22 protein-coding genes and 1 tRNA gene are annotated in these 21,945 nt (G+C 63.6%); 10 read left to right on the top strand and 13 right to left on the bottom strand.

Annotated features, from left to right (window positions below; all coding sequences use genetic code 11):
* The first annotated feature begins 222 nt into the window (after window positions 1-222).
* The gene (locus C404_RS54415) at window positions 223-720 is read left to right on the top strand and encodes a MarR family winged helix-turn-helix transcriptional regulator (RefSeq protein WP_031330097.1); all 498 of its coding nucleotides are present in this window, start codon (window positions 223-225) and stop codon (window positions 718-720) included.
* Between the two features lie 31 nt (window positions 721-751).
* Here C404_RS54415 and C404_RS54410 read toward each other — a convergent pair whose 3' ends face one another.
* The 5 genes from C404_RS54410 to C404_RS54390 form a co-directional block, all read right to left on the bottom strand.
* The gene (locus tag C404_RS54410; protein WP_021197248.1) at window positions 752-3,250 is read right to left on the bottom strand and encodes an ATP-binding protein; all 2,499 of its coding nucleotides are present in this window, start codon (window positions 3,248-3,250) and stop codon (window positions 752-754) included.
* On the bottom strand, window positions 3,247-3,951 hold the full coding sequence (locus tag C404_RS54405) for a response regulator transcription factor (RefSeq protein WP_021197247.1): 705 nt from the start codon (window positions 3,949-3,951) through the stop codon (window positions 3,247-3,249). Before C404_RS54405 ends, C404_RS54410 begins: the two co-directional genes overlap by 4 nt.
* 220 nt (window positions 3,952-4,171) lie before the next feature.
* Window positions 4,172-5,119: a S1C family serine protease gene (locus C404_RS54400; protein ID WP_021197246.1), complete on the bottom strand. Its 948-nt coding sequence runs from the start codon at window positions 5,117-5,119 to the stop codon at window positions 4,172-4,174.
* Entirely contained in the window at window positions 5,116-5,697 is a 582-nt protein-coding gene (locus tag C404_RS54395; RefSeq protein ID WP_031330094.1) for a hypothetical protein, read from the bottom strand. The genes C404_RS54400 and C404_RS54395 overlap by 4 nt, the downstream gene beginning before the upstream one ends.
* A gap of 171 nt (window positions 5,698-5,868) precedes the next feature.
* On the bottom strand, window positions 5,869-6,477 hold the full coding sequence (locus C404_RS54390) for a TetR/AcrR family transcriptional regulator (RefSeq protein WP_021197244.1): 609 nt from the start codon (window positions 6,475-6,477) through the stop codon (window positions 5,869-5,871).
* A 122-nt stretch (window positions 6,478-6,599) separates the two neighbouring features.
* Here C404_RS54390 and C404_RS54385 point away from each other — a divergent pair, with 122 nt between their 5' ends.
* Window positions 6,600-8,054, top strand: coding sequence for an MFS transporter (locus C404_RS54385; RefSeq protein ID WP_021197243.1), 1,455 nt, complete (start codon window positions 6,600-6,602; stop codon window positions 8,052-8,054).
* Window positions 8,055-8,067: 13 nt separating this feature from the next.
* Here C404_RS54385 and C404_RS54380 read toward each other — a convergent pair whose 3' ends face one another.
* Window positions 8,068-8,667, bottom strand: a complete 600-nt coding sequence (locus C404_RS54380) for an undecaprenyl-diphosphatase (RefSeq protein ID WP_021197242.1) — start codon at window positions 8,665-8,667, stop codon at window positions 8,068-8,070.
* Between the two features lie 294 nt (window positions 8,668-8,961).
* Between C404_RS54380 and C404_RS54375 the strand changes: the two genes are divergently transcribed.
* From C404_RS54375 to C404_RS54360, 4 genes are all read left to right on the top strand, one after another.
* Window positions 8,962-10,341: a sensor domain-containing diguanylate cyclase gene (locus C404_RS54375; RefSeq protein WP_021197241.1), complete on the top strand. Its 1,380-nt coding sequence runs from the start codon at window positions 8,962-8,964 to the stop codon at window positions 10,339-10,341.
* A gap of 598 nt (window positions 10,342-10,939) precedes the next feature.
* Window positions 10,940-11,611: a HEAT repeat domain-containing protein gene (locus C404_RS54370; RefSeq protein ID WP_021197240.1), complete on the top strand. Its 672-nt coding sequence runs from the start codon at window positions 10,940-10,942 to the stop codon at window positions 11,609-11,611.
* Window positions 11,612-11,695: 84 nt separating this feature from the next.
* Window positions 11,696-12,703 (top strand): MerR family transcriptional regulator, encoded by a 1,008-nt coding sequence (locus C404_RS54365; RefSeq protein ID WP_021197239.1) that lies wholly within the window; start codon window positions 11,696-11,698, stop codon window positions 12,701-12,703.
* Window positions 12,704-12,899: 196 nt separating this feature from the next.
* Window positions 12,900-13,664, top strand: a complete 765-nt coding sequence (locus C404_RS54360) for an SDR family oxidoreductase (protein WP_021197238.1) — start codon at window positions 12,900-12,902, stop codon at window positions 13,662-13,664.
* Window positions 13,665-14,174: 510 nt separating this feature from the next.
* On the opposite strand, the gene C404_RS0130435 is transcribed toward C404_RS54360, so the two are convergent.
* Together C404_RS0130435 and C404_RS59625 are read right to left on the bottom strand one after the other, a co-directional pair.
* Window positions 14,175-14,429, bottom strand: coding sequence for a hypothetical protein (locus C404_RS0130435; RefSeq protein ID WP_031330092.1), 255 nt, complete (start codon window positions 14,427-14,429; stop codon window positions 14,175-14,177).
* 81 nt (window positions 14,430-14,510) lie between these two features.
* On the bottom strand, window positions 14,511-14,741 hold the full coding sequence (locus tag C404_RS59625) for an isochorismatase (RefSeq protein WP_080981257.1): 231 nt from the start codon (window positions 14,739-14,741) through the stop codon (window positions 14,511-14,513).
* A gap of 651 nt (window positions 14,742-15,392) precedes the next feature.
* Between C404_RS59625 and C404_RS54355 the strand changes: the two genes are divergently transcribed.
* From C404_RS54355 to C404_RS0130430, 4 genes are all read left to right on the top strand, one after another.
* Entirely contained in the window at window positions 15,393-15,596 is a 204-nt protein-coding gene (locus C404_RS54355) for a cold-shock protein (RefSeq protein WP_021197235.1), read from the top strand.
* 415 nt (window positions 15,597-16,011) lie between these two features.
* Window positions 16,012-16,338, top strand: coding sequence for a hypothetical protein (locus C404_RS54350; RefSeq protein WP_021197234.1), 327 nt, complete (start codon window positions 16,012-16,014; stop codon window positions 16,336-16,338).
* 92 nt (window positions 16,339-16,430) lie between these two features.
* On the top strand, window positions 16,431-16,715 hold the full coding sequence (locus tag C404_RS54345; protein WP_021197233.1) for a hypothetical protein: 285 nt from the start codon (window positions 16,431-16,433) through the stop codon (window positions 16,713-16,715).
* A 531-nt stretch (window positions 16,716-17,246) separates the two neighbouring features.
* On the top strand, window positions 17,247-17,531 hold the full coding sequence (locus C404_RS0130430; RefSeq protein WP_031330091.1) for a hypothetical protein: 285 nt from the start codon (window positions 17,247-17,249) through the stop codon (window positions 17,529-17,531).
* 86 nt (window positions 17,532-17,617) lie between these two features.
* Here C404_RS0130430 and C404_RS54340 read toward each other — a convergent pair whose 3' ends face one another.
* The 5 genes from C404_RS54340 to C404_RS54320 form a co-directional block, all read right to left on the bottom strand.
* Window positions 17,618-17,941, bottom strand: a complete 324-nt coding sequence (locus C404_RS54340) for a hypothetical protein (protein ID WP_232317422.1) — start codon at window positions 17,939-17,941, stop codon at window positions 17,618-17,620.
* Between the two features lie 264 nt (window positions 17,942-18,205).
* Window positions 18,206-19,420, bottom strand: coding sequence for a tyrosine-type recombinase/integrase (locus tag C404_RS54335; RefSeq protein ID WP_021197230.1), 1,215 nt, complete (start codon window positions 19,418-19,420; stop codon window positions 18,206-18,208).
* 174 nt (window positions 19,421-19,594) lie between these two features.
* Window positions 19,595-19,670, bottom strand: a tRNA-Ala gene (locus tag C404_RS54330).
* 47 nt (window positions 19,671-19,717) lie between these two features.
* Complete coding sequence (gene soxB / locus C404_RS54325) at window positions 19,718-21,433, bottom strand: thiosulfohydrolase SoxB (protein WP_021197229.1); 1,716 nt, start codon at window positions 21,431-21,433, stop codon at window positions 19,718-19,720.
* On the bottom strand, window positions 21,430-21,942 hold the full coding sequence (locus tag C404_RS54320; RefSeq protein ID WP_021197228.1) for a TlpA disulfide reductase family protein: 513 nt from the start codon (window positions 21,940-21,942) through the stop codon (window positions 21,430-21,432). Before C404_RS54320 ends, soxB begins: the two co-directional genes overlap by 4 nt.
* Window positions 21,943-21,945: the final 3 nt, after the last annotated feature.

Genomic DNA, 21,945 nt, shown 5'->3' with positions numbered 1-21,945 from the left:
GCAGTGCCGACGTTTCAACCATGATACGAACCACCCCACCCTTTGCCAGCCGCAATCGTTTTGCAGCGGTATCCAATGTGATTTGACGATCAGCCCTGGTGTCGATCCCGGCTTGACGGCCTGGGCAAGCGACGATTAGTGTGGAATGAAGCACGCTCCGCGTTACGGGAACGCACGGCGCGCAAGACAAGCCGGATCACCGGTAGAACGGGGAGCACCACCATGAGCACAGACGTACAAACTCCACCAGAGGCCACCGCCATGAGCGGCGGCACGGGCGAAGGCGCCTACCAGGTCGACACCATGGATCGCGACACCAACGTCGGCCGACTCGTGCATCGGGTCCGGCATGCGCTGGTGACGCATATCGACAGTGCGCTGGCGTCGATTGACCTGACCGCCGCGCAGTGGATGGTGGTCATCTATCTGGCCGAAGACCTGGCCACCACACCGGCCGAACTCTCGCGCCTGCTGCACTACGATCCGGGTGCAATGACGCGGCTGATCGATCGGCTGGAGAAGAAGAACATCGTGAAGCGCGCCCCGAGCGATGCCGACCGCCGCTCGGTGGTCGTCACGCTCACGGAGCAAGGCCGCGCGCTGTATCCGGAGATCCGGCCCTTAATCATCGATGTGCTGAACCAGTTGCTACGCGGGTTCTCGCAGACCGAGGTCAAGCAACTGGAAAACCTCCTGCTGCGCGTGCTGCACAACGCCTGAGCGCGCGGTGCACGGCAAACGGCAGGGCTAGTCAGCCGACGGTGCTGTCGGCGTGAAGCTGGTCGCGCTGGCTGCGCAGTTCGGCCAGCGCAGCGGGGGCATCGGCCGGGATCGCGCCGGCCTGCGCCAGCGCCGCCTCGAGCACGCGGGCCCGCTCGGCAATCGCGGCCTGCTCCACCGTCAGCGCCGCGCCCTTGATCCGGTGCGCCACGTAGCGCGCCGCGGTCGGGTCGCGCGCATCCAGCGCGTGGGCCAGGCTTTCCAGATCGTCATCCAACGAATCCAGATAGATCGACCAGAGATCGCGGCCTTCCCCGGCCAGGGCGGGTGTGGCCACGCGCGGCGTGTTCTGGCTGTCGTCACCGTAGGCGACATCGCACCACAGTTCGATCATCTCGCGCAGGGCATCCAGGCGGATGGGCTTGGTCAGCATGCCGTCCATGCCGCTTTCCATGACGCGCTGCTGGTGCTCTTCATCCACCGCAGCGGAGATGGCGAGGATGGGCGTATGGGTGCCGGCACCGGCCTCGCGCGCGCGAATGCGCGCCGTAACCGCATAGCCGTCGATATCCGGCAGGTAGCAGTCCATCAGGATCAGGTCGAACGCGTGCGCCGCGGCCTTCTCCAGCGCCTGCGCGCCATCAGCGGCGAGCTCGACATCGCAACCGAGTGTGTGCAGTTGGTCTTCGATCACCATCAGGTTGGTTGGCTGATCGTCGACCACGAGCACGCGCGGGCGCGGCTTGCTGGTTTGCGTAGCCACCGACACCGCCTGGGGCGGCGACGTTTGCAGCCCAGCACCGGGCAAGCCGATGGGCTCAGGCGCAATCGTGAGGGTACGCGCATCCGTGACGGGGCGTGCCGCCGCCTGCGCTTCCTCCACCGTCGCCACCTCGGCAGGCAGCGTGACGGTAAAGACCGTGCCCGCCCCCGGCGTGCTCTGCACCTCAATGTTGCCGCCCATCAGCCGCGCGAGCTCACGTGCGATGGACAACCCCAGCCCCGTACCGCCAAAGCGCCGCGTGGTACTGGAGTCGGCCTGCTGGAATGCCTTGAAGATGGTGCGCTGGTCTTTCTGCGCAATGCCGACCCCCGTATCGGCCACGTCGATGGTGAGCGTACCGGCCGCGCCCCGCTTGGCTGCCGGCACGTAGGACATGCGCACCGTCACCCCGCCGTGCTCGGTGAACTTGACCGCGTTGGACAACAGGTTCAGCAGAATCTGCCGCGTGCGTGTCGGATCGATCCGCAGACACAGCGACGGGTCGACACCGCTCATGAACGTGAGCGCCAGCCCTTTGCGCTCGGCACGCCAACGCACCACGTCCAGCGCATCGTTGATCCACGGCAGGATCGGCGTGGGCAACAGTTCAAGCGCGACGCGCTGGGCCTCCAGCTTGGAGATGTCGAGCACGTCATCCAGCAGCACCAGCAGCGTCTGCGAGGCGGTGGTCGCCACGTCGGTCAGGCGCTTTTGCTTGTCGTCGAGCGGTGTGTGCTGCAGCAGCTCAACCGATGACAGGATGGCGTTCATCGGCGTGCGGATCTCGTGGCTCATCACCGCCAGGAAGCGGGTCTTCTCGCGCTCGCTGCGTTCGGCGCGTTGGCGCTGTGCCCGCGCGCGCCATGCCAGGAAGAGGATGCCGGCAATCGCTGCGGCCACCAGGGCCAGCTCGCGCGCCCGATAGCGCAGGATCGATCCGTACGATGGGGCGCCATAGTCCACCACTTCAAGCCAATGCTGTTCGATGGCATCGGTTTCGGCGGCCGTGAGCGCATGCAATGACTTGTCCAAGATTGAGCGCAGCAGCGGCTGATCCGCATGCACGCCCATGTAGAGCGGCACCGGCAGGTCGCTGATAACGCCCGAGATATGCAGCGCGTCGACAAAACGGCGACGCAGCAGCGGCTCGGCAGCGTAGTTGGTGGCGGCAGCAACCTCCGCCGAGCCATCGGCCACCGCCTGCAGGGCAGCATCCGTCGACTCGAACAGCAACAGATGGCTGTGAGGCAGCCTCTCGCGCATGAGGATCTCGGTGGCGCCACCACCGATGAGCGCGACCGTCATGCCGTCCAGTTCGCTCAGGCGGAAGATCGGGTGCTGCGTGGCACGGCCCACGGCCAACGTGGCGCCCATGAAATAGGGGGCTGTCGGCAGCAACTGCTGCGTCAAATCATCCGATGGGGCGAGCGTGGACAGGCTCGGCAGCAGGTCGACCGCGCCCTTGAAAAACGCTTGACGGCTTTCGCCCCAGTTGTCGATGAATATCGGCTTGAATCGCAGGCCGCTCACACGGCTGATCGCATCCAGATAGCCGGACGCCAGCCCCTTGATCTGGCCTTTCTCGGCGTACTCAAAGGGTTTCCAGTTCTCCCGGTACGCAACCCGCACAACCGGATGCTGCGCAATCCAGGCGCGCTCTTCCGGGGTGAACTGGGGTGCTTGCTGCGCAGCAGCCGAGAGCGGCCAGCCGGCAACCACCAGAAGGCAAGCGATGAGGCAGCGTGCAAGGCGCTGCCGCAGGCTCACTGCCCCTCCAACTCGTGCTTGATCTTGAAGAGTTCGGTATCGGTGCGGATACCCAGCTTGCGATAGGCAGACTGCTTCTGCGAGCTGATGGTCTTGATGCTGCGCGCGAACTTCTCGGCAATATCGGAGACGGACATGCCGTCCAGACAGCAGCGCAGTACTTCGCGCTCACGCGGGCTCAGCTCGGGGCGCTCCACCAGTGCGGAGAGCTGGTTGCCATCACCTGTCGATGTCGGAGCTGGCGCATCGGCGGCCAGGGCATCGCGCTCCATCTCGGCAGCCAGCGTGGCATTCAGCCGCTTGCCGCCCGCCGCCACGGAGCGGATCGCCCGCACCAGTTCCGACAGTTCTTCTTCCTTGCCCACAAACCCGCGTGCACCGGCATGCATGACCAGCCCGACCGTCGCTTTGTTGTGGTGGGCAGACGCCACCAGAATCTTCAACTCCGGATAGCGCACGCGAATCAGGCGGATCAGGTTCAGCCCGTCGATCTCGGCCGGCCCGAGCGAGTAATCCATCAACAGGATGTCCACCTCGACGGTGTTGTCCTTGAGCGCCTGCACGACCTCCCGGCCCGACGCGAACATGCCGCTGACCTCGATATCGGCCTCCTGCTTCAGGCGCGCGGCCAGGCCGTGACGGACGACCGCATGGTCATCGAGCACGACCACGCGGATCGGTCGGGTCGCGGTCCAGTTCATGTTGGCAAATTCCTCTTCAACGTGTTTGGGATGGTTGCGCGGGGGCTGACTTTACTGCGCCGCAGCACTCAACGTTGCAGCACAGATTCCGGCCCCCGTGAACCGGTCTCCGATTGACACAATCCGGAGCCTCCATGCTTACAGACGACACAAACGGTCATAAATTTAATGTCTTATTGTCTGTGATAACCGCCGTGGACACCAGAAACCGCGCCAAGTGTCACTTTCCCTCGACCACGGTGTCGTCCCGGGCGTAGATGGCGCAGTTCTGATAGCGCTCCTTGCACCACGACACCGCGCGGAACTCCGCGTTCTGGCCCCATTGGTAGATGAACTCGCCGCCATCGGCCGCCACGAACACCTTCGGCCAGGGCTTGCGCAAATATTCAGCAAAGCCTGCCTGCGCTTTCGGGCCAAGTTCGCCAGGCTTGCGTGGGGCGGCGTCAGCCGGCATGGTGCCCGATGGGATCGCTGCCGCAGCCGCCTTGGCTGCAGACTGCGCGGCCGCCCGCTCGGCCAGCGCCTTTTGCGCACGCGCCGGCACGTCGTTGATCCAGTCGGCCGGGGCCGCAAAGTTCAGGTTTTGCCCATACGCAGCGGACACCATGCGCGAGGTGATGCCCACCAGCCGCGCATTGCTGTCGAACAGCCCACCGCCGCTCGAACCCTGCGAGATGGCGGCAGACGTCTGGATGGCCCGGAGTTGTCCGTTTTCGTCGTGCCGCAGTGACGAGATCAGCCCTTCGCTGATGGTGAGATCAAACCCCAGCGGGTTGCCGATCGCATAGACCTTCTGCCCGGTCACCAGCATGCTGCTGGGAGCGATGGTGACGGCCGGGTAGTGGAAATCGGCGATGCGCAGCTGGCACAGGTCACGCTCCACATCGGGATACAGCAGGCGGGCACCAAAGGTGGCGTTGCCGCGCTTGACGTTGACCTGCTTGCCGCCGCGCAGCACGTGGCAGTTGGTGATGGCCAGCCCATCGCCGATCACCACTGCGCTACCCAGTGCGGTCGGTCGGCCAGTGGCATCGGCCACGAGCACCTCCCAGATACTGGGCGCGACCTTGGCGAAGACATCGGCCGGCTCCAGCGCAGTGGCAGGCAGCGCGCTCAGCGCCGCAGCAGCGGCAAGGCACGCGCGAAGAATCAGGGCAGTACGGCTCATTGCGGGGTCAGCAGATCGGAAAGGTCGCTCAGCGTGGTGGAGCCGTCTTCGGAGCGGGTCTTGTCGCGCAGAAAGGCGACATCGGCATCGGTCAGGTCGGGGCAGCTTCCAGTACCCCAGGCTTGGTTGATCTGGTACATGCGGTAGCGCACGTTGAAAGCGTGCCACGATTTGCCATCGTCCGATTCCACCACGCCGGCACGGCAGACGTGGGCATTGGTCGGGTAGCTGGCCGTCATCTTGTACTGCTTGCCCGGCTGCGGCACGAACGTCGCCGACACACCGCAGCGATACTGCAGCATGCCCGAGGTACGGATGAACGTGGCCCCCAGCGCAGTCGGCACACCCGCCAGCACGCGGATCGGCCGGGTCACGTCATTGGGCTTGAGCGCGGTGCGCGGGTTGCCGCACGACTTGGCATCGTCAAAGGTGAGGATGGTGGCGTTAGTACTGGACAGTGGTCGAATGAAATCCACTGTTGCGGTCTTGGCGCCGGCTGGCGGCTCGGTGTACGGCATTGCGCAACCGACCAGCCACAGCGCACCCCCTGTTACCGCCACGATCGTTCGGATCGTCATGCGCCCCCCGGGCACTCTTTCGTTGCATTGTTCGATGTGATTGGCGAATGCAGCCCCGTGGGCCTGCAATGCCATGCATCGCTCAAGTGTAACCAAAGGTGGCGACGCGGGAACGGCGCGCCGCGTGGGCGTGGCATCCGCGCGTCGGACCGCGGCTGGGGGGCGCCGTACCTACGCGACAGCCGCGTCGATGCGCGCCCGCGTGCTATGCCGCGCGCGCTCGAACACCGCCATGTCCCCCATCAGGAAGGCGACATTGGCATTGGAGCGGAAGGATTCGATCTCAAAGACGAGCTGCTCGACGTCCAGGTCGGCGCGCAGTTCACCGGCAGCCTGACCGGCGACGATCACCTCGCGAAAGCGCGCGCGCACCGCCTCACGGTGGCCACGCACGTGATCCTGGATGGTGCCGGGGCGGGCGCGGTATTCGTAGCTGGCCGCGCAGACAAAGCACCCGCCAGGTGACTGCCCACCCGCAACGTAGTCGAACCAGCCTTCGGTCAACGCCCGCAGGCGGGCTAGCGGGCTTTCCAGCGCCAGCGCCGGCTCCACCACCCTGTTCCGGTAGTGCACGACGCCCGCATCCAGCGTGGCGAGCTGCAGCGTCTCCTTGTCGCCAAACAGCACCTGGATATTGCCCTTGCCCACGCCTGCATCGGTGGCGACGCGGCCAATGGTCAGACCCTCCAGCCCATCGGTGGAGGCGATGGCGGTGGCGTGCTCCAGCACCTGAGCGCGCGCACGCTCGCCGCGCGCGCGCCGGCCGTCGGTCTCGTTCATGGTGATGCCCTCTGTGTTCTCGAAGCCCTGTCTGTGAGTAAGGTCAACGCAATCAAACCTTGACGCAGGTAAATCGCTATTTAATATACGTACGACCGTATATTAATAACCGAGATCCCCTCATGTCAACGGAATCCCTCGCGGGCAGCCTGTCTGCCGCGCCCACCTCGCCGGCGCGACGCTGGCCCGCGCTGGCGGCGTTGCTGACCGGCAACTTTGTCACCATTCTCGACCTGTTCATCGTCAACGTGGCGATTCCGGACATCCGCACCGGCCTGCACGCCAGCTTTGCCGAGATCCAGCTCGTGATGGTGGGCTACAGCGCCGCCTATGCGGTGTTCCTGCTCAACGGTGCGCGCCTGGGCGACCTGTTCGGGCGCAAGCGCATGTTTCTGGTGGGCATGGCGCTGTTCACACTGGCGTCGGCCCTGTGCGGGCTGGCAACGAGTGCGTGGATGCTGATTGCCATGCGCGTGGCGCAGGGCCTGGGCGCCGCCATCCTGATGCCCCAGGTCATGGCCACTGCACGCGTGTTGTTTGATGGGGATGCGCGCCGGCGCGCGTTCGGGGTGATGGGCGCGGTGCAGGGCGTGGCCGCGTCGGTGTCGCAGATCATCGGTGGCTGGCTGATTGCGCACCCCCTGGCGGCCGACATTGCAGGCTGGCGCGCGGTGTTTCTGGTCAACGTACCGATTGGCATGGTGGCGCTGCTGGCCGCGCGCAGCTTCGTGACGGAATCGCGTGCGCCGGTTGCAGCCCACCTGGATGGGTACGGTGCAACGGTAGGCGCAGTGGCGCTTGCCATGCTGCTGGTGCCCATCATGCAGGGGCGCGAATACGGCTGGCCATGGTGGGCGTGGGCGGTGCCGCTGGCCTCACTCCTGGTGTTTCGGCATTTCGTGCGGTACGAGCAGGCGCTGTCGGCGGCGGGCCGTGTTCCCATCATTGAGATCGCGCTGTTCCGCAATCGGAGCTTTGTGCTGGGCGTGCTGGCGATCTTTCTGTTCTACACGGCCATCAGTTCGTACTTTCTGGCGCTGACCATCCTGCTGCAGTTTGGGCGCGGCCTGTCACCGCTCGCGGCGGGGATGGTCTTCACACCGGCGGCGGTTGCCTTCTTCTGCGGATCCCTCACGGCACCACGCCTGGCCGAACGCATTGGCCACCGCGCACTGCTGCTGGGCACGGCGATCTTTGGCGTCGGCCTCATCCTGTTGAGCACGATGGCGCAGGCTGGCACCGTCATTCCTCTGCTGATCGTGCCGCTGATGCTCAATGGCTTTGGTCAGGGGATGGTGATCCCGCTGTCGCTCAACACCATCCTGAGCAGCGTCGAGACGGCCCAAGCGGGCATGGGCGCGGGCACCGTCACCACCATGCAGGCGGTGGGCAATGCCGTGGGTGTGACGGTGGTGGGGGTGCTGCTGTTCTCGTTGCTTGGCCAGGTGGATGGCGGCAGCACGGCAGCAGATGCCGCACATCATGGTCACGCCTTCGCGCTGGCGATGCTGTACAACGTGGGCGCCACGGCGCTCGCCTTTGTGCTGTTCTGGCGTGCGTGGCGCCGGCACGCCTGAGCGCCCTTCGCCCTTATTTGCGCACCCAGCCGCGCCGCACGGCCGGCGCGAGTACCACGCCATGCACCGCCAACCCGAGGCGGTGCAGCGGCTCCGACAGCGTGTGCGCCACGCGCCCGCTGCACAGCCAGGCGCTCAATGCCGACACGGCAGCAGCGCCCAGCATGTCAAACGGATAGTGCACCCCCAGGTAGATGCGCGCCCAGGCCATCGGCAAGCCCAGCAGCGCCAACCACGTGCCCACACGGCGCAGACGCGCATGCCACATCAGGCTGAATGCGACCGTCCACCACACCGTCAGGTGGTCGCTCGGGAACGATGAATCCGCCACATGCGGCAGCAGATTGGTCCCCAGGCCGATCTCGAACGGCCGCGGGTGATACCAGAGCAGGCTGAACCCCGCGCTGATGAGCAGTGCCAGGGCGGTGGCCAACGCGGTCTGCAGGGCATGGCGGCGCGAGTCCGGTTCGCCCCACAGCCAGCAGGCCACGAGCGTGAGCGGCGCCAGCCAGATCATGTATTCCGCAAAGAACATTGCCAGCCCAAATGTGGTGGGGGCTGGGTCGGCCGGGGCATTGAGCCAGAGAAACAGGGTGTGATTGAGTGATTCCATACCGCATCGGCCCGCGGGCCAGGTTGATTCGACAGCACTGGTTTGTCCCGCGCACGGTACGGGGCGTTCCCTTCAATTCCCTTGGAGCGGGTCTGTCGACAAGGCTACGGCGCCAGACTTAGGCAAATCACAGGAATAGCCCGATCATTGCCCAGGCTTTTCGCCCCGTCGCCCCATGCCTATGATGGAGATTCACAGACCGCGCACACCCATCGCCGATCGCCACCCCGGCACTGCTGGCGCACACAGCGGGCAACGGACCGAACGGACACTGATAACCAAACCGGGGGTTGGATGGAAAGTTTCCTGATCCAGCGGGCCACGCGCCGGCAATCCGCCGTGGCCGGCGTGATCGCCTTGCTGATCCTCCTGACGCTGGCTGTGGCCGCGCCGCGGGCCAACCTGCCGTGGCCTGCCATCAGCCCGTTCATGCCGATGTGCGCATTGACGGTCTTCACCACCGCCTGTATCGCCGCCTTCCTGCTGGGCGCCCAGTTCACCGTGACGCGTCAGCCGATGCTGGGTGCGCTGGGCGGCGCCTACGCCTTCACCGCGCTGGCCGTGGCCCTGCAACTGCTGATGTTTCCGGGCGTGTTCTCCCCCACCGGCCTGTTCGGTGCCCGCCCGACCAGCGCGGTGTGGATGTGGGTGTTCTGGCACGGCGGCTTTCCGATGTTCGTGATCCTGGCGGTGCTCACGCGTGACCGGTTCTCCCGCGATGCGGTCTCCAAGCGGCACGTCGGCCTGTGGACGTGGTTACTGATCGGCGGGCCCGTGGTGGTGGGCGCGCTGCTGTGCGCCATCGCCCTGATGGCGGATCTGCCGCCGCCGTTGGTGTCGTCCACCGGAGGGGCCATTGCCAGCAACCCCGTCGCGGTGGTCCTGTGGGCCATCAACGCGATTGCCCTGCTGGCGGTGCTCGCAAGCGGCCGCCTGCGCGCCGTGCTGGACGTGTGGCTGGCAATTGCCGCGCTGGCGTGCTTTACGGATACGAGCCTGAACCTGCTGAGCTCCGACCGCTTTACCGTGGGCTGGTACGTGGCGCGGCTGTTCAGCATGTTCGCGCCCGGCGTGCTGGTGTGCGTGCTGGTGTGGGAAGTGACGGCGCTGTACCGGCGCCTGTTCGAGGCGCACGTGTCGTTGCGGCAGGCCTCCATGCATGACGCGCTCACCGGCTTGTACAACCGCAGCTACTTCAACGAGCAGATCGGCGTGCGCGTGGCCGCTGCCAAGCGCAACGGGCAACCCCTGTCGCTCATCATGGTGGATGTGGACCACTTCAAGCGCTACAACGACGCCTTCGGCCACCTCAAAGGCGATGCCTGCCTGGCGGCCGTGGCTGGAGCGCTCTCGGGCGTCGTGCGCCGCCCCGGAGACTTCATCGCGCGCTATGGCGGCGAAGAGTTTGTCATCGTGTTGCCCGACACCGGCCCGAACGATGCGCAGGCATTGGCCGAGCACGCGCGTGACGCGGTGATGCGCCTGCGTATCGAGGCCGCAGCGCCTTCACGCTACGTCACGGTCAGCGCCGGCTGCGCCACCGCCACGCCCAGCAGCCAGGCCTTCTCCATCGACATGCTGGTCGAGACGGCCGATGCCGCGCTGTACCAGGCCAAGGCTGCGGGACGCAATCTCGTCATCAGTGCGCAGGCCATGGCCGCTGCGGTGATGTGACACCAAAACTGCAAGCCACCAACGACACAGAACACCGCCTGTTCGATTTCCCCGATCACGCATTGCAGGTCAAACGTCCTTGCGTCAGTTGCCTGCAATCAAGGCACACACGCACCCGCATGCTTTCTGTTTCTGTTTACTTCTTTCTTTATATAAAGATAGTAGTAGTAGATAACGGTGGATAAGTCCTGTGGATAGCTGCAAAAAGCGCTTTGGCATCAATGCCTTGCGAAATGCACAACCGTTCGGACAGCGTGTGCCTTGGCGTGGATGAGTGCGGTAGATCGCATCGCACCCCATCCACACGCGCAGAAGTTATGCCCGCACTGTGGACAACCTAACCCCGGAGAGCCAACACGCTTTTCCCTTAAGTTTTCCACAGCGGGAGGGGGGAGTTATCCACATTGCAGTCCGACGGAAGGCCCTGCGTCGACCATGCACGACCCACAGCCTGTCGCTGACGTCATCCGCGCGGGCAATGCCTTAACGAGCGCATCGACGGCGACACGTTCCATGGTGTGCCGCGCTCTCTACTTGCCTGAAAACAATTGACCTTGTCATGGTGACAAGGCGTCCACTGTCGGGCGAGGAGGCGTTCATGACCCATCACACATTGACCAAAGCGCTGGAGCACCCGGACGCCTCGCTGCGCCTGACGGCGGCGCTGGGTGCCGGCATGGCGCCCCATCCGGGCAAGATTGCGCCGCTGGTGCAGCGCTGCCGCATCGAGCCGGATTTCTTTGTCCGCGACATGCTCACCTGGGCACTCACCCGGCACGCGCAGGACCTGACGGTGCCGTTGCTGCTGGACGAACTGCACTCGCCGTTGGCGCAAGCGCGTAGCCAGGCGCTGCATACGCTCTCAAAGATTGGCGACCCTGCAACGTGGCCGGCGATCACCAGCGGGCACCTGCATGACCCCAATCCGGAAGTCGCGCGTACGGCGTGGCGTACCGCGGCGGGGCTGGTGCCGACCGAGCAACGTGCCGCGCTGGCACACGAGCTGATTCACGAGCTGGGCCGCGGCGACAAGCACCTCCAGCGGAGTCTGAGCCGGGCGCTGCTCATGCTCGGGGACGATGCCGTGGCCCAGCTCGAAGCAGCAGCGGCCCGCCATACGGACCCAGCGGCTCGCATTCACGCCTGCGCAAGCCTCAGGCTGATCGCCGACCCGGAGGGGGCGTTTGTGCTGGATCCAACTGATGCGGAGCGCGCAGGTGCAACGTTGCCAGAAGCCGATGCATCAGCAAGTTGCCAACAATCGCTTTGATAGAATTTTTTCGACCCGATCAAAGCCCCCCCCCTGAGGCCGAGAAACGAGGCCACATACCCCAGACGACACCGGAGACCAGTGATGCGCATCAGCGAGTTGGCCAATCGCTCCGGCGTCAGCGCGCGCATGCTGCGGCACTACGACAGGATCGGGCTGATCAGCCCATCCGCACGGACTGAAGCGGGATACCGCGAGTACTCGCAAGCCGATGCCTGGCGCCTGTTCCAAGTGGAAAGCCTGCGCTCGCTGGGTCTTGGGCTTGCCGAGGTGCGCGAGGCGCTCAGCCAACAAGCCCCCCGCCCCGATGCGCTCATTGACACGCTGATGGCGCGCAGTCGCGAGCGGCTGGCCGCAGAACAAGCGCTGCTCTCCCGGCTGGCTGCCGTGTCCGCCGCCGCCCCCGAAGATTGGTCAGCCGTGCTCGAAGTCGTGCAGTTGCTGAAAGGACTGGACTCGACGCATGCGCCAGAGCGACAGCGTGCTGCGTTTGACGCCGCCTCCAGCGATGCCCCGCTGGCAGAACTCATCGCCCAGGCGCTGCTCCAGGAGCAAGAGCCGAATGTTGCGGGTGCACTGTCCTGGGCGTTGGAAAGAGCCGAAGGCAGCGGCGCCAGCGTACTCAGTGCGGCGCTTCAACAGGCGGACCCGGCGGTGCGCGAACGGGCCGTGCTCGCACTGGCGAAACTCGGCGGCGCCGATGCCGTGGAAGCGTTGCGCGTCGCGCTGCTCGACCCCGCGGAGCACGTGCGGTACCGCGCTGCACGGGTGCTTGGCGAATGGGGCGTACGCGAGGCGATTCCCCTGCTGATCGAGCAGGTTGTCGTCGGGGCGCACGATGTCGAGGCGGCCGACGCGTTAGCCGATCTGGCGGAAGACCCTGCGATCGCGAAGCACGTTGTGGAGCGATTTGAAGCAGCGATTTCGGATGGGTCGGCCGATGTACAGGCGCGTGTACGTATTTGTCAGGCGCTTGCGGAAATCAACGACGCGGCGTCAGCGCTGCTTGCGCGGCTGGCGGCTGATGCAGATCCGGCGGTGGTGCGCACTGCGGGTTATGTGATTGGCATGCGTAGCGGCGCGCTGACGTAGCTGCGTTTGGCTGTAGGGTTGCGGCCCCAAAGCACCCCGCTTCCTCCAACGTCATTGGCCGCAGTCGAGCCAAGCACGGCTTGATCTTTTCGGGACCGCCATCAACGCATCGCTTGGATTTGCGCCGCAAGAATCGGAGTGCTGCGCAGCACCCAGACGCCTACTCTGCCGCTCCGATCATCAAGATGGAGTGAACATGGCTCTTCTCGCTAACAAGACTGCAATCGTGACGGGCGCCAGCTCGGGTATCGGTCGTGAGGTGGCAAAGATGTTTGCGAAGGAAGGCGCGAGCGTCGTTCTGGTTGCGCGCCGCGCGGCGTTGCTCGACACGCTGGTTGACGAGATTGCCGACGTCGGTGGCAAGGCGGTGGCACTGGCGGGCGACGTGAGGGACGAGCGTTGCGCGAAGCAGGCTGTTGAGTTGGCCGTCGGCCGTTTCGGCGGGCTTGATGTGGCATTCAACAACGCCGCGACGATGGGAGCGCTCGGCAGCGTCACCGACATCACGCTGGACGGCTGGCGCGACACGCTCGAGACCAACCTGACAAGCGCGTTCCTCGGCGCGAAATATCAGATTCCAGCGCTGCTCGCGCGCCCGCATGGCTCGCTGATCTTCACGTCATCGTTCGTCGGCTATACGGTCGGCTTTCCAGGAATGGCTGCGTATTCCGCGAGCAAGGCTGCGCTCGTGGGCCTGACGCGCACGCTCGCCGCCGAGTACGGTCCGTCTGGCTTGCGCGTCAATGTGCTGATGCCGGGCGGCACCGACACCGAGATGGGGCGGGAGGCAGCCAGCACGCCGGAGCAGAAAGCGTTTGTCGAAAGCATCCACGCGCTCAAACGGATGGCCCATCCAGAAGAGATCGCCAAGTCGGCGCTGTATCTTGCGTCCGATCTGTCGAGCTTCGTGACGGGTACAACGTTGCTCGTCGAGGGCGGTGTCTCAATCACTCGCACTTGATGTGACACGATTCTTTGAGGGGGGCTTACGCCGAGGGCAACGTTAAACCTGGGCAATCCTGGCAATAAGAAACCCGCGAGGCTTTGCAGCTCACCGGTTTTTGGGCATGGCTTGAGACAGGGACGATCTCTTTGCCTCACCCTGAACCCCTATCTTTGCGCCTTGGCATGGTGGCACGAGGGCCTATGAGCACGAGATCAGCCGGCTCCTCGCTGACGAGGTACTGGCGCTACTGATCAAGCGACCAACCTGGGTTGGGCACGTTTTTCCCTTCGCGATAGGTCCAACTCGCGCCGCACGTGCCGCACGTGAACGTGCTCACCGTGACAGCCGCCGCCTTGGATACTTTGATGCGTTGTGTGTCGGTGATTCTTAGGAAAGCATGGCCTGATGCACCAAGTCGATGGACTTCAATGGCAAGGCAAGCGTGGCAGAGTGTCATGCCAATTCCTCTCTCGAATAACGTGGGCCCGATGTAGCGCACGGGCATTCGTCCGTTTCGTCTCTGGGTTAGACGCCAAAGACGGGAGCGCCATATTTCAACAGCAATTGCTCGATCTGGCTCATGTCATCGGTGCGCGGTGTTCTGTCTTCTGTCACGCGTGACGGGCCGCCATACACGGCAGCCACATGCCTGCGCACCGTCAGTACATCATTGGCCGGTGGCGCGACGATGACGGCATCGCCAGGCTCGTGCCGGTAGCTGCCATCTTTCCAGCCGTCGGGCGTGAGATGCAATTCTTCCCATTCATCGCTAACAGACATGGTGATTCTCTTCTCGTTGACTGTGGGTGGGTGCATGCCGTTGCAGCAAGCGGAAAAGCCGCCCGAGGCGGCTTGCATGGTTCAGTTCTTGTCGCGAGGCGCCAGACGTGCGATGGCTGCTCTTCCTGCAAGCCGGGCCGCATGTCTTGCGAGTGCCTCCGTACCATGTACGTTGTGGCGCATCGAGACGTTGGCGAGGATGCGTTCCACACCATCGCTGTACTCACTGATGAGATAGGTGGCAAACCAGATGCCGGGTTCTTGTTCAATTGGGTACACGGACACCGTGTAGGGGGAAAGGACTTGGTTCAATACACTGCTAGGTTTCGGGCGAAGGCAGATGGCAGGCATGGAGCGCCTGAGCAAGCCGCTTCCTGCAGATGAGCTACGCCACGATGGGTGGGGCCAATGCCTTTGGATCATGCACACAAATGCATGGCGCAAGCGATTGGCAACGAGTGACCGTACTTGCGTAGGCTGGCGCGCCTAGTACATGCGTGCCGCATACGGAGCGGATAAACCGCCGGTCAGGTAGGTGATGGGCTGCGTGGCCCAAGATGATCCGGGTGTACGCCCGAGGGTGGCCGGCGCTATGTTGTGTCGTATGGCCGGTATCCGAGCCCGATCGATTCGAAAAGCGGGCAGAGGTTGCGCATGGTAACAGCTTCCCGCAACCGCTGCCTCCATGCGAGCCTTCCTTGATTTACAACGGCTGCGGTGCATGAGCAACGTGGTGCGGCGGCAGAGCGCGGTCGCAACCACATTCATGCGCTATTTCGAGATTGATGGCTTTTTTGTTGACAATGACTTGCGATGCTGGTAGAACTTGCGCCGCAGGCTTTTCAAGCAGTTACTCCGATGTTTTGGGTTGTCACGCCAAGCGACACCTTTTTCTCTTTGTTCCTTCCTTGATCGTCATGCCTGGTAAGCATGGGCTTATCCAGAACGTTTAAGGAATCCAACATGGAAACCGGTATCGTAAAGTGGTTCAACGACTCCAAGGGCTTCGGCTTCATCACCCCTGACGCAGGCGGCAACGATCTGTTTGCTCATTTCTCTGAGGTTCAGGGTAATGGGTTCAAGTCGCTTCAAGAAGGTCAGAAAGTGAGCTTTGTGTCCGGTGCTGGCCAAAAAGGCCCGGCTGCGACCAAGATTCAAGTGATCTGAGCGATCTCGCCCGCCAAGAAAAAACCCCGCCACGCGGGGTTTTTTTTCGCCCTCCGCACATCACCGTGTTCACGTTCGACATACGGCACACGCTGACTGTCGGGTTGAAGCAGACTGCACCTTTGCCTGTTGCTTTGACTTGCGCCACGACTGCGCTCGAACGACACGTCGTGAGGTACTCCAAAAGATGATGACGCCGCAGTGCACATATGGGAGTACAGTGGAACACCGACCCACGGTGCGCCGGATCACGCATCCGTTGGTACGAAAGCATTTTTACCCGCACTTGTGATCACCGCGCGCGGTCGCGCCTCTCTCGCTGATCGCGCCCTGCCCCCTGTCATCCTCGCCAGTTCCGCACACGGAAGTTGCCTGCTAGTGCTCCTACTCGCGATGTAAGTCGTGGAGATCCGTGATGCTCGATCTTGTCGCATTTACCAAGCCGGTGTTGGATGAAATTACCGGGCAGGATGTGCGGACCTGGAACACCGATCCCAGTGTGCTCACGGCAAACTGGCAGGTACCTGAGTTCGACAGCCGCATCTGGCGTGTGAGAACGCTGACGATCGCATTCACGCACGATGTCATGCATCAGTTGATGCACGCAGATCGGCAAGACCTTTGTGAGCTGCAGCGCATGCTTGACCGTTTTCTGCGGGCGCACCTTGGCGTGCATGCTCAGGTAGACCCGGGAGATCGGGCGCTCGTGATCACCGTCGACCATCTGGGAATGGATGCATAGCCGCCCGGGCCAATCAACGGGATTGCCATTCAAAACCACTGCCGGCGCCCTGCCGGGGTGTCAGTCATGCCCACCATCGGCCGGAGTCATTCATGAATGCAAACCCGTCAGCCACGTACAAAGGTTTTGACCTGTATCCATTGGTGTACAGGACCGAGACGGTCCAGTCATGGCCGCGAAAGCGCCCCGATCGCACGTTCAACGCGTCTGTGATGATCTGCCGAGAGGGTCATCGACCTGGAACCGAGCACTCGCGCGTTTTTCGCGTGACGCTTGCCGTTTGGGAAAACGTTGGCACCGCGCGGCGGGGAGCGCTGAAGTTTGGCGAAGACGTCATCAATGGCCTGGTGGCGGGCGAGTCTGTAGCGCTGCTGTAAAGGGCGCAATGCATTTCCCCCGTTCGTGGCCACGCCGATTCTGATATTGCGTTAGAGAGGAGTATTGAGTGCATGACCCGTCCGGAAACAAGATGACGCACGCGTCTGACAAGACGAGCTTTCTCTGCACACTACCTGGAGGGGCAAAAGGCGTGGCGTATTCCATCACGGTTGGCTTTTGCACCGATGGACACCCGAACTGTGTGCAATTCACCAGTTTCGTGGGTGAAGGAAGACGGTCCTTCAGGCTGTTGGCAAGCACGCCCGATGTGCCACCCACAGTTGCGCACAGCGTTGAAGCCTTTTGCCGCCTGGCCATCGGGCAAGTCGTCCGAGAAAGTCTCCACGCAAAAACTGCGCAAGGTGACCATACCCTCGACATGCACGCACAGCCTTGGGAAGGAGATCTCAGACCGGCGGGATCACGTAGCGCACAAAGGCCGCTTCGTCCGCACTCGCTTGTTCGAGGATAGTTCAATCGAGCAAGCGGAAAGAGCGTACAGTGGGGCACGCCTTTCAACGGAGATTGCTGTGGACGCCTATCCGACTTGCAGCTACAAGGGGTTCGATGTTTATCCCCTGATCTACCTGTTTGATACGCCTCGTGAATGGCATGAGCGGCGCCCGGATCGGGCTTACAGCGCCTCCGTGTTGATCTGCCAGGAAGGTGAGCCACCAGATACCGAGCGTTCCCGAATCTTCCCGCTGCTGACGACCCAATGGGAGAGCATCGGGACGGCAAAACGTGCGGCTGCGAAGATGGCCGAAGGCATCATCGATGGATTTGTGCCTGGCCAATTCATGCGTTCCGCATAGGTGCATCAAGCAGGCTCAAAAGGTCAGTTCCTTCACGACAACATCAAGAATCCTGCCCATACGCTATCTTTTCGCTGTGCGGCGCCTCAGCAGTGCAACTCATTCATCCGCTTGCGGATGTAATTCAAGTTGTCCCGCCACGGAGACATCTGCTGCGTCGTAACAGACAGCCGCAAAATACCGTCTCGATCTGCCTTAAGGCGCGCGCACTCCGCATTGACGGCACTGACCTGCTGCTGAAGAGCGATCTGCTCGGCCGCTAGGTCTCGATCTCGCTGCGCCATGCGTTGATCCCACTGACGCGCAAGCTGCTCTTCGGTCCGCTTCGCTGCTGCCGCAGCCTCTTCCATCTCACGCTGGCGGGCATTGCCGATAGGTTGAGCAGGAGTGTTACCGGCAAGCGCACGCATTGCCTGTCCGCACGGCGCCTCCGTATAGACCGTCTGTCCGTTGACTACGCATTTGTTGACGCCAGCCGGGGGCGCGGCTGGTGGTGCCGTGGGCTGCTGCACCATGGGAACGGGTTGGCGCTGTGCCGGTGCTGCAAGGGGAGCTGACTGCGTTGAGACGGCCTGCTGGGCCGGCACCGCTGCGCCATTACAGGCAATGCGAATGACCACACTACATAGCGTTCCCGCCGCTCTTGGCTGATGCCGCAAAGGAGGCGGCCACGCCTACGCGGCAGAATCCTTGAATGGCAACACCTTAGCCCCCGCCTTCAGCTCATCCAGGTAGTCCGCCCAGCGCTGCATCATTTCCCGCCGTTCCTTAATGAACCGGGTGCGGTTGTAGGCCGTACCCAACGCGTCGGGCACCTTGTGGGCAAGCTGGTGCTCGATGACTTCGGGCTTGATGTGCAACTCTTCATGCAGGATCGTCCTTGCCATCGCGCGGAAGCCATGGCCGGTCATCTCGGTTTTGGTGTCGTAGCCCATGCGCCGTAGCGCGGCGTTGACTGCGGCTTCGCTCATCGACTTTTTCGGATCACGCCCGGGAAATACATAGCGGCCGCCTCCCGTTAGGTCGGCCAATTCCCGCAGAACGGCGACCGCTTGCGAAGCCAACGGGACAGCGTGCTCGGTCTTGGTTTTGGTAACGAAATAGCGCCACTCGGCCCGGTCCAGGTCAAACCCATCCCATTCCGCTTTCCGCAGTTCTCCCGGCCGCACAAACAACAATGGTGCCAACAGGAGAGCGCAGCGAACAACGAACGTGCCCTTGAACGCGTCGATGGCTCGCAGCAACTCACCCACCTTAGCCGGATCGGTAATGGCGGCGAAGTTCTCGTGTTTGGAAGGTTGCAACGCGCCGCGCAGATCGCCGGAGGGGTCGCGCTCAGCCCGCCCGGTCGCTACGGCGTAGCGGAAAATTTGCCCGCAATTCTGGTGCGCCCGATGTGCGGTGTCTAATGCCCCGCGCCCCTCGATCCGACGGAGCACCGTCAGCAGTTCGGGTGCAGTAATCTCGGCAATCGGGCGTCCGCCCAGCCAGGGGAAGACGTTCTTTTCGAGCCGCTGCATGATCTTGTCTGCATGACTCGCCGCCCAGGCCGGCGCCTGCTTGCAGAACCATTCACGGGCAACGGTTTCGAAACTGTTTGACGCACGTTCGACCGTTGCAGCCTTCTGAACCTTACGATGCGCGCTCGGGTCGATGCCGTCTGCCAGCAGCTTGCGGGCGGCGTCCCGGCGCACGCGCGCCTCTTTCAACCCAACCGCCGGATAGACGCCCAGGGCCAAGCGTTTCTCTTTGCCGCCGAACCGATACTTGAAACGCCAGTATTTCCCGCCAGCAGGTGAAACTTCCAAGTAGAGACCAGCGCTATCTGCAAGCCGGTATGGCTTGTCGCGCGGGACAGCATTCCGTACTGCGGCGTCGGTCAGCGGCATTTGTGCCTCCTGGGGGCATCAGGTCATCGGCGAACCCGATATGCCCCCAAAGATGCCCCCTTGTGCCCCCGGAAGTCAATGGGCTTCCCTGGAATCAATCGGCAACAAAAAACCCCGCAGACATTGAATCTACGGGGTTCGCCGGACTTCCTAAGGCTGCTTTGGAATTGTTCTTGGTGGACCGAAGGAGGATCGAACTCCCGACCTCCGCATTGCGAACGCGGCGCTCTCCCAGCTGAGCTATCGGCCCGTGAAAAATAAGTCTACCCGAAGTCCCGGCGCGCCTTCAATCGCGGGTCAACCCGGCCCTGCTTCCATGCCGGGGTTGTCCGCCATGCCGACAATGCGCGGCGTATTCAGCGGCCGCGCGGTCACTTCGCGCTGGTCGCGCAGCCAGTCGGCCAGCACGTCCCACACCGGGCGGCCGCCGGCCTTGCGGGCTTCGGGCGACACTGCGGCCCAGCCGGCCACCTTGTAGCGGCGGTCGGCGTCGAGTGGTTTGTCTCCCAGGCGCATGTCGGTGATGCGCTGGCCCATCGGCTTCATCGGGTCGATGGTGTAGCGCAGGCCGCCGGTGCGCACCATGTCGCCGCCCTGCTGGTAGTACGGGTCGGGGTTGAAGAGGTTGTCGGCCACGTCTTCGAGCACGGTCTTGATGGTGGTGCCCGTCATCTCGGTGAGCGTGGTGGCGGGGTACGTGATGGCGGTCTGGGCCATCAGCGCCTCCATCGTCAGCGCTTCGCCGGGCAGCAGCGTGGTGCCCCAGCGGAAGCCGGGCGAGAAGGCGATCTCCGCGCCCTGCGCGTGCATCAGGCCATCGACGATGAGCTGGTCGAACGTGCCGTTGAAGTTGCCGCGCCGGTACAACAGGCCACGGTTGACGGCCAGCGTTTCGCCGAGCTTGTCTTGGTAAGGCGCACGCACGCGCTCGATGAGCGCGGTCATGGCCGGGTCGGGCGGCAGCAGATCGGCGAACACGGGCAGCAGCGTGTAGCGGATGTCCTGCACCGTACCGCCGCGCACGTCCATATCGAGCACACCGACGAACTTGCCGTTGGCGCCTGCGTTGGTGACGAGCGTCACGCCGCCCGGGTTGCTGACCTTGACCGGCGCCGGCACCGCATCGTGCGTGTGGCCGCCGAGGATGGCATCCAACCCGCGCACGCGCGAGGCGAGCTTCAGGTCGACATCCATGCCGTTGTGCGACAGCAGGACGACCACCTTGGCGCCCTTGCCGCGCGCCTCGTCGATCATCTTCTGCAGCCGTTCCTCCTGGATGCCGAAGGTCCAGTCCGGCGTGAAATCGGCCGGATGCGCGATCGGCGTGTAGGGGAACGCCTGGCCGATGATGGCGACCGGTACGCCGTTCAGCTCGCGCAGCACGTACGGATCGAACACCGGGTCGCCAAAGTCGGCGGTCTGGATGTTCTGCGCGACGAAGGCGACCTTGTTCTTGAAATCGTGGTCGACGACATGGCGCACGCGGTCGGCGCCGTAGGTCATCTCCCAGTGCGGGGTCATGACGTCGACACCGAGTGCGAGGGCCGCGTCGACCATGTCCTGGCCATTCGTCCACAGCGCGGTAGCCGAGCCCTGCCACGTGTCGCCGCCATCGAGCAGCAGCGCGTTCGGGCGCGTGGCACGCAGGCGCTTGATGAGCGTGGCCAAATGCGCGAAGCCGCCCATGCGGCCGTAGCGGCGCGCAGCTTCGTTGAAATTAAGCGAAGTAAAGGCATGCGCGGCACGTGTACCGGGCGCGATGCCGTAACGCTTGAGCAGCGCGTGCCCAACCAGATGCGGCGGTTGCCCGGCCCATTGCGCTACGCCCAGGTTCATGTTGGGCTCGCGGTATTCGATGGGCAGCAACTGCGCGTGGCAGTCGGTGAAGTGCAGCAGGTGAACGTTGCCGAAGCGTGGTACGTCGTAGCTCAACGTATCGGCATGGGCATCGGTCAGGCGCAGGCCGGCGGCTGCGGCAATCGCCAGGGCTTGAACGAATTCGCGACGGTTCATTGCTTGTTGTTGTGCGCGTAGCGTGCGAGGTCGGCCACATCGTCTTCGAGCATCTCGCCGACTTCCTTGCGCACCACGCGCCCCTTGGCGTCGAGCACGAGCAGTTCCGGCAAACCCTTGCGCGGGCCGGTGGCGGCGCACAGCGCGTCAGTTTCCATCGTCACCGGGAAGGTGAAGCCGCGCTTGGCGACGTAATCCTTCGCGAGTTGCGGGTTGGCGTCGATGCTGATGGTGAGGATGCGCAGGTCGGTACCGCGCGTGGCGTCATACAGCTTCTGCAGACGCGGGTTCTGCAGCGCGCAGAACGGGCACCACGATGCCCACGTGGCGATGATGACCGGATGCCCGCGCCATGCATTGCCCGGCACGCGCGTGCCGTCGAGCAATTGCAGTTCGGGCATCGTCACCACGTCGCCCACTTCGACGGCCTGTGCATGATTAGCAAACTGCACGGCAGCAAACACCATCGCCGCTGCCGCCCACATCACGAACCGTCGAATGGCGTGCATGGC

Origin of the sequence: Ralstonia sp. AU12-08 (assembly GCF_000442475.1) — a bacterium.
GTDB lineage: Bacteria > Pseudomonadota > Gammaproteobacteria > Burkholderiales > Burkholderiaceae > Ralstonia > Ralstonia insidiosa.
The sequence above is the reverse complement of the archived record's forward strand: the minus strand, read 5'-3'. Positions and strand labels throughout refer to the sequence as shown.